We start from the raw sequence: 13,967 nt of genomic DNA on the forward strand, positions 1-13,967 counted from the left end.
TCGCTTTAGCATTTACTATGATGTGGCTACCAATGTGGGCTGATTGATATATGTACTACAAAGATCAACAGCCCCTAATAGATTGAACCAAAATAGGAACTCCGCTATGGTTTGTTTATCAATAAAAACAAATTTAAAAACGAGTTAATCTACAGGCTCGTTAGGTGTTTCTCAAGTTTGGAGTTCAAATGGGATTTAAGTTTTGGATTGTTAGAGCATTAAAAGTATTTCTTGGAGTAGCAGCCTTACTTTTTATAGTTGAGTTGCTTAAACAGCATTCAGTTCAAGAAGCATTAATTTTTGCTTGTACTTGGTCTTCAATCACAACAACAGTGTTTATATGTTCAAGATTATATCAATCACGTAAAGGTGTAGAGTGTGCTTTGTGTAATGATATTCCAGACAAAAGTGATAAAAACACCTAACAAAACGCCCTGAGGTGGGCGACTATTAAAATTTGTCTATTAATTGCAAATTTTAATAGTGGCGCTTTAAAGCCGCTAAATAAGTCGATTCATCGTAGGGTGTATTCGTTTTCCAACACCTAAATAAAATCTAACAAGGAACGTATATGAATTTATCTGAGAACAAAACTGTAATTGAGTTTGAAATATCAGAAACAGGCCACCAAATTGTTGAAGCTAAAATTAACGGTAAATTGTTACGTTTTATTTTAGATACTGGCGCTGGGACATCTGTTTTAGACAGGGCATGCCTAAGTGAGTTAGGCATTGAAGAAATACTCAATGTTGAGAATGCAGCAGGCTTGGGCACTTCGGATCACGCTATGGGGGATATAGAAGTTCATTCAATTGAGTTTGGAAATGCCTTGTTTGAAAGTCCTGACTTTGTGTCACTTAATCTTGACCATGTTCAGGTAGCGGGTGCTGAAAAGGGAGTACATGGCTTGTTAGGTTCTCCCTTTTTTACTCAATACCAAGCAGTTATCGATTTTTCAAAAAAGAGGTTAGAGCTTTTAATAAAAAATAATTAAGTATCTAACCTAAACTTTGTGCTTTAAATTTTAACTAACGCACCATGTTTATGGATTTTACCATGGCATGGTGCGACAGTTGTTATTGTTTACAATTTGTATTTCAATGCTAAATAAACTAGACACCCATTCTAAATTTTATGAAAAACACTAATAGATTGAACCAAAATAGGAACTCAGCTATGGTTTGTTTATCAATAAAAACAAATAGAAACGAGTTAATCTACAGGCTCGTAAGGTAATTAAATGAATACTGCCATCGATGAAGTCACAAATAATTACCAAGACTGGAGCTTAGACAAATTATCGTATGTTGATGGGTTACTTACACTGAACCTTAAAACTTATATAAAAGGCGATGACCCCGTAAGGTTTATGGTTGTGTTTACAAATACCGTTTTATTTGAAACTTATGATGAAAGTACCCATTTTCATGACTATCATCAAAACCGTGATTCGGGCGTAATCGGCGTGTATTCTGATTCAAGCTTATTGGAGTATGCGCAAACTAAAACGAATACTTTCAGTTTAAACAACAATAAGCTGTTTCATTATTCAGTAATGACTACAAATGAAATCATTCATGTTTTAACAAATATTGAGCCTCAGGTGATAAACGTAACCTAACAAAACGCGCTGGGGTGGGCGACTAGTAAAATTTGGCTATTAATTTGTTGGAAGCTGAAAATAGTAAGTAAGATTTTAAAAACTTTATAACAAGGAATGTATATGAATTTATCTGAGAACAAAACTGTAATTGAGTTTGAAATATCAGAAACAGGCCACCAAATTGTTGAAGCTAAAATTAACGGTAAATTGTTACGTTTTATTTTAGATACTGGCGCTGGGACATCTGTTTTAGACAGGGGATGCCTAAGTGAGTTAGGCATTGAAGAAAAACTCAATATTGAGAATGCGGCAGGCTTAGGCACTTCAGATCACGCTATGGGAGATATAGAAGTTGATTCAATTGAGTTTGGAAATGCCTTGTTTGAAAGTCCTGACTTTGTGTCACTTAATCTTGACCATGTTCAGGTAGCGGGTGGTGAAAAGGGAGTACATGGCTTGTTAGGCTCTCCCTTTTTTACTCAATACCAAGCAGTTATCGATTTTTCAAAAAACAGGCTAGAGCTTTTTAATAAAAAAATTAAATAACTACCTAAACTTTGTTCTTTAGTAGGTTTTAACTAGCACATCATGCCATGTTTATGGGTTTAACCATGGCATGGTGCGACAGCTGTTATTGTTTACAATTTGTATTTTAAAGCTACTTTTCTAGTTCTTTTTTAATAACTCTTTTCTTATAATTTCAGCTCCAGCGCTCAAGGCATTTAACTTGCCGTTAGCTATATGGTGAGGTAGTGGAGCCATGCCGCAGTTTGTACACGGGTAGAGTTTGTCGGCATCTACAAATTTCAGTGCTTTACGTAGCGTATTAGCTACTTCTTCTGGCGTTTCGATAGTGTGATTTGCTACATCAATTGCGCCTACCATTACTTTTTTACCGCGAATGAGTTCTAGTAAATCCATTGGTACATGGGAGTTATGGCACTCTAGTGAGATAATATCGATATTAGATTGCTGAAGCTTAGGGAATGCTTCTTCGTACTGTCGCCATTCAGATCCTAGTGTTTTTTTCCAATCTGTATTGGCTTTAATGCCGTAGCCATAGCAAATATGCACGGCGGTTTCGCATTTAAGCCCTTCAATTGCGCGCTCTAAACAGGCAATTCCCCAGTCGTTCACTTCATCAAAAAATACGTTAAACGCGGGCTCATCAAATTGGATGATATCAACGCCTGCGGCTTCTAATTCTTTTGCTTCTTGATTGAGAATTATGGCAAATTCCCACGCTAGTTTTTCGCGGCTTTTATAATGATCGTCGTAAAGCGTGTCTATCATTGTCATTGGGCCTGGCAATGCCCATTTAATAGGTTGTTTGGTTTGCTTGCGTAAAAATTTAGCGTCTTCAACAAACACAGACTTTTGACGGCTAACAGGGCCAACAACTGTAGGTACGCTTGCGTCGTATCGGTCACGAATTTTTACTGTTTTACGTTTTTCAAAGTCAACACCATTTAGGTGCTCTATAAATGTAGTTACAAAATGCTGCCTTGTTTGCTCACCATCGCTAACAATATCAATACCTGCTTGTTGTTGGTCGAATAATGACAAGCGTAGGGCGTCGTGTTTTCCTTGGGTTAATTCATCACCTTGTAATTTCCAAGGTGACCAAAGTGTTTCTGGCTCTGCAATCCATAAAGGCTTAGGTAAACTGCCAGCGGTAGATGTAGGTAGTAATTTTTTCATAATAAATAATGCCGTATATTTTAGTTAATTATTAAACGTAGCGTTAAGCGTGTTATTACTGGTTGTTACTATTAGTTGTTATGACAGATAGCGAGTAGAGAATTGCTCAAGAACTGTTTGGTACGGCTTGATAAAATGCTCTTGTGCAAACTTGCCTTGCTCATTTGCTAACTTGCCGCGCTCTTCTCGGTCATACACAATTTGCGTTAGTGAGTGATCCAAGTTTTTTAAGTTTGGTTTATATGATTTACCCGCTGTTGCGTTGGCATTATAAATCTCTGGTCTGTAGATTTTTTGAAACGTTTCCATCGTACTAATGGTGCTTATAAGCTCAAGATTGCTGTAATCATTAAGTAAATCACCAAAGAAAAACAATGCTAAAGGCGCTGCACTATTTGGCGGCATAAAGTAACGTACCTGCAAGCCCATTTTTTTGAAGTATTGCTCAGTCAAAGACGATTCATTTGGTTCGTATTCAACGCCAAGTACCGGGTGTTGGTTTTCGGTGCGGTTGTAGGTTTTGTTATCTGACACACTTAGGCATATAACCGGTGGCTTTTTAAAGTTTTGTTTGTATGTATCCGAATTTACAAATGACTGAAATAGTTTGCCATGTAAAACCCCAAAGTCATCTGGAATGCTAAATTGAGACTTGCCTTTATTGTGCTCTTGTAGGAGTACGCTAAAGTCGTAGTCGCGCACATACGATGAAAAGTTGTTTCCTACAATGCCTTCAATGCGTTTATTTGTTTTATGATCAACAATATTTGTTTTTAATATTTCGATAGAGGGGAAGCTTTCGCCGCCGTCTTCAATACCTATTTCAACAGAGATAATTTCAAGCTCAACAGCATAACGCTCACCTTTGGTGTTATCCCAGTGGGCTAGGGCGTTAAAACGGTTGTTAATCATGTTTAAGGCGTTACGCAAGTTTGCTTTGCGGTATTCACCTCTGGCTAAATTAGCAAAGTTGGTTGTGATACGTGTATTAGTTGATGGATGATAATTTTCGTCGAGTGAAACGCTCTTAATATTAAATGTAAAATCTTTTTTCATCGTGTTTATATCCAATTTTATAATTTAAACCTGATTGATGCTTTGCGCTTTATTAGCCTTGCAACTTACTTAGCTGGTTTAGGTATTCAGCGGCTTTAAGTTGTTAAATAGTGTTTAGCGCTAGGGATGAGTAATTTATACGTTGATTGGGATATGAAGAAAAACGGTTTAATTTCACATAAAACATGAGTCATATTCATTAATCATTATTGTTAAATTAGATTACGTAGCAATTGACGGAAAAAAGGCACAAATCGGTAAAAATAAAGGATGGATGCTTAGCCGTTTAGACTTCTATTGTTTTGGTGTGCACTTTATTCATGTTGAACATGAGGAATATTCAAAGGTTTTTTTTATAGCTATAACAGTACATTAGCCAAATTTTTAGTATGTTTCGTCGTTGTTTATACTAAAATTCATCACTGGATAAGTTTTAATTAGCTATAAAGGCAGATACTTCAGCTCATCTAACCTAAATGATAAACCGACTTTTTTGAGTACGTATATAAATGCTTGTAAATTAATAAAAGCGTTATTAGCCATATTAGTAGCAATGGCAGTGCGTTAACTAAGTTATACTCGTTTTTCATCACCTCACCTATTGAGTATTCGTGGATATCAAAGGCACTTGTATTGCATCAACTATTGATGAGCATGGCCCTGTTTATGTATATCAAACAAAAAAGAATCTAATTCTCAGCTTTGACGGAAAAATTTATCAAAGCTGTATTAAATTAAATAATATTAACGGGTTAAGCTTAGCTTATACGCAAGCTATGATGGCTGCGCTTTTTTTTATTCCGCACTTAAAAACCGCGATGATAATGGGACTTGGGGCGGGCTCTATAGCAAAAAGTCTTTATCATGCGTTTCCCGCACTGACTATACATACCGTTGAATACCGAAAAGCCGTTGCTGATATGGCTATAAAATATTTTGAACTGCCTGTTTCAGAACGTTTGTTTATTCACATTGATGATGCGGCAAACTACATGAAAAACACGCAGATAAAAACGGACGTTATTTTTTCTGATTTATATAGCTCAGAAGGGATGGAATCAGATCAGGTGCAATCATCCTACTTACGTGATTGTAAAAATGCGCTCACTTTTGATGGTGTTTTAGTACTTAATATTTGCCATACCAAAGTTGGGCAGAGGGAAGCGTTTGATCAACTACTTGAGAAAGAATTTGCAGGAAGGATTCTTAGTTTTATTATTGAAGGCGGTAATAAAATTGTGTTCGCTTTTAACAATAAAATGCCTGCACTTAGTGAAGATGAATTACTTGCTAAAGCTCACGCGTTACAAAAATTAATAAACGTACCAATGACGCGCTATGCCGGGCTTTTATTTAATTAAAATGGTTAGTTTGATTTACTGGTAAATGACGCGTTTGAATCCATCCATCTATCTGTTGTTCATTTAAACTTGGTTAAACTAATCATACTCTGAATAAAAATAATAAAGTACGTAACCGTACGGAAACACTCATACATGGATTACTGTAAAAATATAATCGCTAAATTTATAAGCGCGATGCAAAAGCGGCCTGGATTATTGGCTGTGCTGGCGTTTTTGTCGGGCGTTGCCAGCTTTGTACTTGTAGATAGAAAAGAGTCTTTTTCGCAAATTATTGCGATATTTTTACTTATTAGTTGGTTGTGGCTAATTATTGATAATTGGCTACGAGACAAAGTAGAAGAAAAATTTGGTGTGGCTGTATCTCCTAATGTAATGCGTTTTGCTCTACAAATGGTGCAACAAGAAAGTCTATTTTTTGCTTTGCCGTTTTTTTTAGCGGTTACGCAGTGGGACCATCCTCAAGCATTTTTTACCTCTCTCATTGTGTTATGTGCGGTTATATCGGTAATCGACCCTTTTTATTATAAGAAGCTTGCTAAAAACCGTACGTTATTTAGTGTGTTTCATAACTTTGCTTTATTCGTTGTTTTACTTGTTACCTTACCTATTTTGTTAAACCTTACAACGAGCCAAAGTTTAGCTGCGGCTCTTGTAACGGCTGTAGTGGTTACTCTTCCGAGTTTAAACAATTTAATGCCTAATGCGCGCTGGTGGCGTTTTCCTATTCTTGTATTGATTTTATGTGCTTTGAGCACTGCTGTGTGGCAATTAAGGAGCTATGTGCCTCCTGCTGCGCTGCGATTAACCGATATTACGTTAGCTCATGAAGTTGATTTACAGCATAAAAAGCCAGTTGGGAGTATTAAACAGTTAGACTCTTATACACTGCATCATCAAGGTTTATACAGTTGGACCGCTGTTAAAGCACCAAGAGGCTTAAATGAAAAAATATTTCATGTGTGGCTTCATAATAAAAAGGAAGTTGATCGGATCACGTTAAATATAAACGGCGGGAGAGAGCTAGGTTACAGAGCATGGACCCACAAGGTAAATTTTCCTAGCGACTCTGTTGGTAAGTGGCAGGTAAAAGTAGTCACCGAATCAGGTCAGTTAATAGGTTTAACGAAATTTACTGTTACACCTTAATTAACTAAGCCGGCTGTATTTTAAACACATAGCTGATATAGTTTTTCTATTCCAAACTAATGGACATAGTTAATGAGTATTGCATTTGAGATTTTTATTTGGCTAATAGTTGATACTGGCTTGAGCTTTTTATTTTACTCGACCGGTTGGCTACTATTAAAAGTGGTTACGTTTGGGCTGTATAAAAGCGAGTTTAAAGACTTTGCATCTTATAAAGCGAGTAAAGCTAGAAGAGTCGACTTGACCTTCTTAGTAGGTTTTGGTTTTTATGTTGCACTCATTGCCGTTATGGCTTATTTAAGTCATTAAATTTGCTAATAAATTAGGTTAAGAATAAGCAGGCTATTGAGTTGTTGCTGCTTATGTTTGTCCCGTTACCGCACTTTTTTACACTTTCTACTTATAGCTTTCCTGTTTTTGCAATAGGGAACACCTCACCGTGAGTACTATAACTATCATTTTAGCTATTAAATTAAGTACCTGCTAGAGCATTGCTCGGTGCATATATAGCTTTGGCTTGTTGGTTAAAACTAGAGCTAATTGCAACTTGTAGTTTATGGGTAATACTTAGTAAATACTTCAAATCTAATAAATAAAACAATATATATGCATCTATTTATTGCGCTAACACGTTTTATAACAATACTATGCGCCACTTTTTACCATTTATGATGGTTTTGGACTTAATAAATGACTCACTATTTAAAATATGTATTTGTTATTACGACTCTAGCGGGGGTAAATACAGCTTACGCACAAGCAAAAACACAAGAACACTATCAAGAGCTTGAAGTGGGCGTAGGCGGAAATATTAAGCATACCCATACTGACGTAAATTATAAAAATAAAGAGTTTGATTTACATATTCACCCATTATGGGAGAGCCGATATGTTACCGAAGGTCGAGATAACCTTGCCGGTAATGGTATTGCATCAATTGCTACTGAGGTTAACTATAAAAACTTTGCGGTGATCCCTTGGGCGGCCAAAGGTATTAGTAGTGATTATTCAGAGCTTAATTTAAATGCTATTTATACCGCTCACTTATCTGAGCGGATAGAGATGTATGTAGGCTATAACTATATTAAAGCTCGCGAATATGGCATTGATGCTCACGATAATGAGCTAAGCCTCGACGTTGCGTATTTTTATTCGGACGATATTCAGTTATTAAGTAGTGTTTATCATTCATTTGATGCCAGCGGTACATTTTTGGAGATGGCAGTAAAAAAAGATTTTTATATTAACGATTTACTATCAGTAGATATTCAATCGGGCGTGGGGGTTAACGCGGGGTATGTTAGTGATGGGCACAACGGAGTAAACAACGTTAAGTTTACTGCAAACTTGTCGTATCAGCTTTTTAATCAGTTAGCCCTATACACATATACAAGCTATAGCATTGCAGTTAATAAAGATGAAAAACGCTTTGCAGGTGACGAGACACTTCGAAATATATTTTGGGGTGGTGTAGGGCTAAGTTATCAATACTAATCGTAACGGTTTAAATTAATTAGGTGCAGTAAATTTACTGCACCTAATACCAATTCGCAATAATACTTAATCATTTTGCGGGGCTAAACGTGTCGCTACCTGAGTTAAAAAAATTCTCATTTACGACTGCATGGATGCATAAGGTAGAGCAATGCAGGAGCAATTGCCGAGAACAACCAAATAGCGTTTTTTTGCCTAGCTATCAACACGTTTTTCTACCCTCAAAATAGATCATTTAATTAAGCGAATTGGTATGATACAAAACCCACAACTCTTAACTCTTAAAACTACTTATACTGCTTATTTTGATGTTCGTGGCTATCATTGCTGTTATTCGTTTTACTTTCTTTGTTATCAACTTTTTGAATGGGTTGATTACGAACACACATTAAGTCATCAGCCATATATTGGCAGCTTCCTATATATAAGTCGTTATGCCCACCCTGATACTGACACGATTGTGACTTTTGCTTTTCAAAGCATGCTTTCACTGCTATTTGATTAAGTGGCTGAGAATGTGCTGTCGCATAAACACTTAAAAGTAATAATGAAGGAGCAAGTAAAACAAACAGTGACTTATAGTTAATAGTCATAATTTTCTCAATGCTTTGGTGGTGGTTTATTGCCTGGCGGCGGGCCACCAGCTGCTCTTACTGACTCACCATGAAGGCAGCCAATAAACAAATTTTCGCTCGGGCTGGCAGCATGATAATGATAGCCTCTGGTTTCATCTGTTATACCACGGCATTCGTCGAGTGACTCTTCATTGCCTTGTGCATCTTTCATTGCGTAAATACCGTAACCGTCAACGGCATAACCTATTAAAGGGGCGTGTCCGTCAGTACTTGGAGCTGAATTGGTACATCCGGTTGTTGAATGATAGTGATAACCTTGGTGCAGGTTAATATGCCCACCGCAGTCGTCAAATGCTGCAATTGTATAACTGCCCAAAATAGCATTTATAGGTGCAGGGCCTGAAAGTTCAGTACCATCAAGCGCTAAGCCCACGGTATGTAAACGGCTGGATTTTTTACTCACTATTGGTGTAGTCGGAATTAAATACGTAAGCGAAAAATTATCTTCTAAATAGGATAGCTCGCATTCAATACAATTTTGTTTGTATTGTTCTTCTACATCTGGGCGTGCAGCACCTGAGCAAGATTCTTTTGTTGCTGTATAACGAACTTTATTTGTTTTTGCGTCATACAATACCCATCTTTCATCGCCGTAGTATTCATCTAACTTAAGAATAAAGTCGCCAGTTAAGTCGACTAGCTCTCCTTTACCTTGTTTATCAAACCAAGTACCTGATACATCAGCTCCGTCTGTTGTGCTGCGAGGGCAAAATGGGCCAGGGTCTCTGCCTGCTGGTGCACCTGATGTAGTAAACTCATAACAGGTTGTTTTAGTACCTTGCTGGGTTTCACAATCAACAATTTTAGGCTCTGTAATAAAAGCCTCTTGTTTGAACATAGATAGCTTTATTGATTGATTTGCTTTTTGCGCCTCACTAAGTGATCTACTGACTTGCTCGGTATTTTTGTTAGTAGATGAGTCGTTGCAACCACTTAGAGTTAAAGCTGTTGCGGTAACAATGATTGCACATGCGCTAAAATTTTTTAAGCCCATTACTTGTATCCTTTTCGGTATAGGTTTTGGCGTACTTATACTGTGGCATATTACTGGTCAAATGTGTAAAAAGTATGCAAGCGAGTGAATTTAACACACGATAAAATATGTTTAACGGCGCGGTTGTTGCTAAATTTCAGTTTTAAATTTAATTATTATGCTTTGAATCAATAAACAATGCGTATGTGTAATACACAATAACTAAAAAATGTTAGTGTTTAGCTATCGTTTAAAAAAGTTGAGAATTACATATGAAGTTTTTAGTATTTTTAGGCACAGTACGCGATAGCACTCCACCAAAACCAGCTCGCTTAGGCTTAAGGGTTTCTAGGGCTTGTATAGAATGCTTAACAGATCATTTTGGTGATCATGAGTTTGAGCTAATTGATGCGTTGGATTTTCCTAGCAAAAACGTATTTAAACCGCACTTTGCATATGCTAAAAGTAATGCACCTACAGAGCTCACTCTATTAGCTGATAAAATTAAAGCCGCAGATGGATATATAATGATTAGTCCTGAGTACAATCACAGCATGAGTCCAGCCCTCGCTGACTTACTTAATCATTTTGGTAGTTCACTATTTTCGTATAAACCAAGTGCAATAGTTACTTACTCAGCAGGACAGTGGGGTGGTGTAAGAGCGGCCATTAGTATGCGCACGTTTTTATCTGAACTTGGCTGTTTGCCGGTATCGGCTATGATCCACGTACCAAAAGCGCAAGATGTGTTTAGTGAGGATGGCAAACCTGTTGCAGGAGAGAGTCAATCATCGTGGTTTAATTATTTCTCACGCACGTTTGGCCAACTAATATGGTGGGCGCAGGCTGCTAAAGAGCATACCGAGGTGGTTGACCCACAAAGTTTGCTAAAAAGCTTTAAAACAGATCCTTCTCAGCGCAATGCGCCTTAATATCCGCTAATTAATTGTTTGGATTGATTATAGAAACACAGCTGCATATAGTGGTATCATTAACGCTACATATTTTTAATAATGCATAATACCAATTCGCAATAATAGTTAATCAATTTAAGGGATTAAATCGCTAACTGCATTAAAAGTTTCTGATATAGAACAACTCAATAACGAAATTTTTGCTGTGTTCTCCACACGATTTTATTGTCTCAAAATAGATCACTGAATTATGCGAATTGGTGTAAGAAACAAGGAAATTGTGTCTTGAAATATCTAGCCTTACTAAGTGTGCTAACGCTTAGTGCATGTAGTTCTGTTCCCCACAAAATTGAAATGAGCCAAAGTACGGCTGCAAATATGAACCTTATCGCTTTAACTGAGCAAAGTGCACCTAAGGGTGTTGCTGGCACTTACCAGTTTCATATTAAAGCGGCGGGAGCTCAGGGTAGTTGGTTGTATTTAAATACAGAAACTGATTATCGCGACAGGCGTTCTATTACGATATCAATACAGCCTAATGTGGTAGCCGAGCTTCAAAGTAAATACGGACAACCAGCAGACACCTTTTTTATTAATAAAACAATAGAAGTAACAGGCGAAGCTAAACGAGTAACTATCGATTTTATGAGCCGTGGTAGAGTCACAAATAAATATTATTATCAAACGCACATAGATGTGTCATCACTTAAGCAACTTCGTGTTATAGAAAGTTAGCAAAAAGCAATGCACTGTATTTATATACAGTGCATTGTGAAAGCTTACTTTGAGCTTTAACGTTTACACTTAAATTTACTGTTCTGGCGCTACTTTAGCGCTGTTTTATTCCACGATTTCAAAACTCTTATTTAACCTATTGTAATCTCATTACATAAAACTAATAATTAGGGCGTGTTGATCTTTGGTGGGTGAATTTGCAGCAGTATGTTTGGTTTTTAGGCAAGGCGGAGCCTATGTAGTGTGGTTATTCCCCATGAATAGGCGATAACGCAGCATAAATACCAAACATGCGCTGCCCTTTGGGTTCTTTCTAGGGACGATTAACTCTTTGTTGCTCGGTTTTTACTTAGCCCACTAGGTTACAAACCTCGCGCCGCGATTTAATCTTCCTTGGATTGAACAAATTTCAATCCACAAAGATCAACACGCCCTAGTTAGTTTTATAAATTTGAGTACCTGTATTGAAAGCCAAAGAAATCCGCAATTTTTATATCAACGAAGAGCAATCTGTTTATTTGCTTTCGCACCGTGATGCTAAAAAACACCGACAGTGGCTTAATATTTGTATTAAGCAGCTAACACTGCTGGGCTACAAAAACGTTGAAATGATTGGCTCGGGTGCTTTTGGTTTTGTGTTTGCAGGTGATGACGATAACGGCTTACCTTGGGTATTTAAGTTTTCGCGTATTACACTTGCCCAAAGTGTACGTGACCGCCTAGAAGACGAAGCGTATATGCTTTCGCAAATTAATAACCCCTTAGTGCCTACCTTTTATGCATTTGAGCGAATTAAAAAACAAGGGATTTTAATGATGGCTCGCGCCATTGGAGAGGACCTTGAAAAAGTATCGCTTAAAACAGGGCGCTTTAGTGCCGCGCAAATAATGGCGCTAGCTGTTAGGTTACGTAATGTATTAATTGATTTACGCAGCCACAAAAATGGCGTTAGCCCACAACCTATAGTGCATGGCGATATAAAACCTTCAAACCTTGTTTGGGATGCAAACACTGATGCGCTGTCGTTAGTGGATTGGGGCAGCTCTGTGTATGCACAGCTCGATAGTGATGGTAACCCTGTTGCGAGTAACTTTATGGATTTAATGTCGGGTGATTTAAGCACAACTAATGCGCGTATGGGCGATGTGTACTTTATTGGTGAAGCACAAATGTCGGGAGAGCAATCATCCCCACGATTTGATGAACAAGGTGTAGCCGCTACGTTGTATGCGCTAGCGTCGGCGCAGTCGTGCCGCTTTGGTGCGCAAGCCATCCCTGCAAGCAGCTTAGGGCTCCCCAAAGAGCTGGCTAAGGTGATTGATGGCATGCTGTCAAAAAGTAAGGCCATACGTGATGGTGCTGGTGATTACTTTATGCGTAACATTACAACTATGGCCAAAATGTATTTACCTGAGCTTGATAAAAAACAAAGAAAAGCAGATATCCCTTTTTGGTATGGCAATGACGAGCAGCCCGACACGGTGGTATATAGTTCACGAAAACAGTTTTTACGACAAGCCGATCATAACCAGCAATTACTAGATATAAACGACGCGCAACTTGACCGCTATTATAAAGAGTTTTTGTTTGATACAGGCGATACCGAAAAAGCATTTTTAGCATCAATAAGCCGATTAGCTAAGTACCCTGTAGTAGGTGGGCTTAGTTTTCATTGGAAGGATGAGTCGATGTTTGTTGAATCGTCTTTAATTATGCATGACGAATCATTGGGTGATGCCTTTAGTGATGCTATAAATAACACGGTAATGCTAGCCCAAGCGATTAATCAAAAAGGGTTATTTAAGTGTTGTTTGTTTGATGCCCGTAAAACCATTCAACTAGAGCGAGATGGCACCGGTGCATTTAAGTTTGATAGCCTACCAGAGCTTGAATACGAAGTTGTAAGCATGAAAGCAAACGACATAACCCGCCCGCATTCATACTTTGAAGACGGTAAAGACCCTGATGAGCAACTACAGCTACCTAAAAAAGTTATTAAGTGCGTATTTGAGCTTAACCAAATTCATCATACTGGGTGTATTATTTTTGAAGCACTGCCTGACAGAATGAAGATTCACCATTACTACCGCTTACTCGATTCGAGTAAAGAGGTTGAGTTTAAACGCCTTCTTAATAAACTAATGCAATACGCGGTAAATATTACGGACGTTGGTGTTGCGGGCTTTATGAAGTTGCCATATAAAAACACTCGTGAGTTTAGTTTATGTGAGCAGCAACAAGAGCATTACTTTCCTAAAAATCCCAAGCTTGTATCTTTATAGAAAGAACCCTTCACTAAAGAGTGTTAAATAAGAAGACAAAGATAAAAAGAGCACAAATTGGTTT

Annotated in this window: 15 protein-coding genes; 11 read left to right on the forward strand and 4 right to left on the reverse strand. The window is 37.7% G+C overall.

Features of this window, described 5'->3' with window-relative positions; genetic code table 11:
* Window positions 1–188 precede the first annotated feature (188 nt).
* From I6E69_RS18530 to I6E69_RS18545, 4 genes are all read left to right on the forward strand, one after another.
* Window positions 189–425, forward strand: coding sequence for a hypothetical protein (locus tag I6E69_RS18530; protein WP_197121875.1), 237 nt, complete (start codon window positions 189–191; stop codon window positions 423–425).
* A gap of 146 nt (window positions 426–571) precedes the next feature.
* The gene (locus I6E69_RS18535) at window positions 572–994 is read left to right on the forward strand and encodes a retropepsin-like aspartic protease (protein WP_197121877.1); all 423 of its coding nucleotides are present in this window, start codon (window positions 572–574) and stop codon (window positions 992–994) included.
* Window positions 995–1,240: 246 nt separating this feature from the next.
* Window positions 1,241–1,621: a hypothetical protein gene (locus I6E69_RS18540; protein ID WP_182756918.1), complete on the forward strand. Its 381-nt coding sequence runs from the start codon at window positions 1,241–1,243 to the stop codon at window positions 1,619–1,621.
* A gap of 102 nt (window positions 1,622–1,723) precedes the next feature.
* On the forward strand, window positions 1,724–2,149 hold the full coding sequence (locus tag I6E69_RS18545) for a retropepsin-like aspartic protease (RefSeq protein ID WP_197121879.1): 426 nt from the start codon (window positions 1,724–1,726) through the stop codon (window positions 2,147–2,149).
* A 120-nt stretch (window positions 2,150–2,269) separates the two neighbouring features.
* Here the strand turns inward: I6E69_RS18545 and I6E69_RS18550 are convergent, their stop codons facing one another.
* Together I6E69_RS18550 and I6E69_RS18555 are read right to left on the reverse strand one after the other, a co-directional pair.
* Entirely contained in the window at window positions 2,270–3,304 is a 1,035-nt protein-coding gene (locus tag I6E69_RS18550; RefSeq protein ID WP_197121881.1) for a methionine synthase, read from the reverse strand.
* 78 nt (window positions 3,305–3,382) lie between these two features.
* Window positions 3,383–4,360 carry a DUF1852 domain-containing protein gene (locus tag I6E69_RS18555; protein ID WP_007377131.1) on the reverse strand — a complete coding sequence of 326 codons (978 nt, stop codon included), beginning with the start codon at window positions 4,358–4,360 and terminating at the stop codon, window positions 3,383–3,385.
* A gap of 611 nt (window positions 4,361–4,971) precedes the next feature.
* On the opposite strand from I6E69_RS18555, the gene I6E69_RS18560 reads away from it, so the two are divergent.
* From I6E69_RS18560 to I6E69_RS18575, 4 genes are all read left to right on the forward strand, one after another.
* Complete coding sequence (locus I6E69_RS18560) at window positions 4,972–5,721, forward strand: spermidine synthase (protein ID WP_197121882.1); 750 nt, start codon at window positions 4,972–4,974, stop codon at window positions 5,719–5,721.
* Between the two features lie 135 nt (window positions 5,722–5,856).
* Window positions 5,857–6,870, forward strand: a complete 1,014-nt coding sequence (locus I6E69_RS18565; RefSeq protein WP_197121884.1) for a DUF5924 family protein — start codon at window positions 5,857–5,859, stop codon at window positions 6,868–6,870.
* A 72-nt stretch (window positions 6,871–6,942) separates the two neighbouring features.
* On the forward strand, window positions 6,943–7,179 hold the full coding sequence (locus tag I6E69_RS18570) for a hypothetical protein (protein ID WP_039487811.1): 237 nt from the start codon (window positions 6,943–6,945) through the stop codon (window positions 7,177–7,179).
* A gap of 381 nt (window positions 7,180–7,560) precedes the next feature.
* Window positions 7,561–8,364: a hypothetical protein gene (locus I6E69_RS18575; protein ID WP_197121886.1), complete on the forward strand. Its 804-nt coding sequence runs from the start codon at window positions 7,561–7,563 to the stop codon at window positions 8,362–8,364.
* 287 nt (window positions 8,365–8,651) lie between these two features.
* Here I6E69_RS18575 and I6E69_RS18580 read toward each other — a convergent pair whose 3' ends face one another.
* Together I6E69_RS18580 and I6E69_RS18585 are read right to left on the reverse strand one after the other, a co-directional pair.
* Window positions 8,652–8,957, reverse strand: a complete 306-nt coding sequence (locus I6E69_RS18580; RefSeq protein WP_197121888.1) for a hypothetical protein — start codon at window positions 8,955–8,957, stop codon at window positions 8,652–8,654.
* A 7-nt stretch (window positions 8,958–8,964) separates the two neighbouring features.
* Window positions 8,965–9,993 (reverse strand): YHYH protein, encoded by a 1,029-nt coding sequence (locus I6E69_RS18585; protein WP_197121889.1) that lies wholly within the window; start codon window positions 9,991–9,993, stop codon window positions 8,965–8,967.
* Between the two features lie 251 nt (window positions 9,994–10,244).
* Between I6E69_RS18585 and I6E69_RS18590 the strand changes: the two genes are divergently transcribed.
* From I6E69_RS18590 to I6E69_RS18600, 3 genes are all read left to right on the forward strand, one after another.
* Window positions 10,245–10,904: an NADPH-dependent FMN reductase gene (locus I6E69_RS18590; protein WP_197121891.1), complete on the forward strand. Its 660-nt coding sequence runs from the start codon at window positions 10,245–10,247 to the stop codon at window positions 10,902–10,904.
* 267 nt (window positions 10,905–11,171) lie between these two features.
* The gene (locus I6E69_RS18595; protein WP_197121893.1) at window positions 11,172–11,621 is read left to right on the forward strand and encodes a hypothetical protein; all 450 of its coding nucleotides are present in this window, start codon (window positions 11,172–11,174) and stop codon (window positions 11,619–11,621) included.
* Between the two features lie 464 nt (window positions 11,622–12,085).
* On the forward strand, window positions 12,086–13,903 hold the full coding sequence (locus I6E69_RS18600; RefSeq protein WP_154903144.1) for a serine/threonine protein kinase: 1,818 nt from the start codon (window positions 12,086–12,088) through the stop codon (window positions 13,901–13,903).
* Window positions 13,904–13,967 lie beyond the last annotated feature (64 nt).

Origin of the sequence: Pseudoalteromonas sp. NZS100, from assembly GCF_015864815.1 — a bacterium.
In the GTDB taxonomy this organism is placed as follows: Bacteria; Pseudomonadota; Gammaproteobacteria; order Enterobacterales; family Alteromonadaceae; genus Pseudoalteromonas; species Pseudoalteromonas distincta.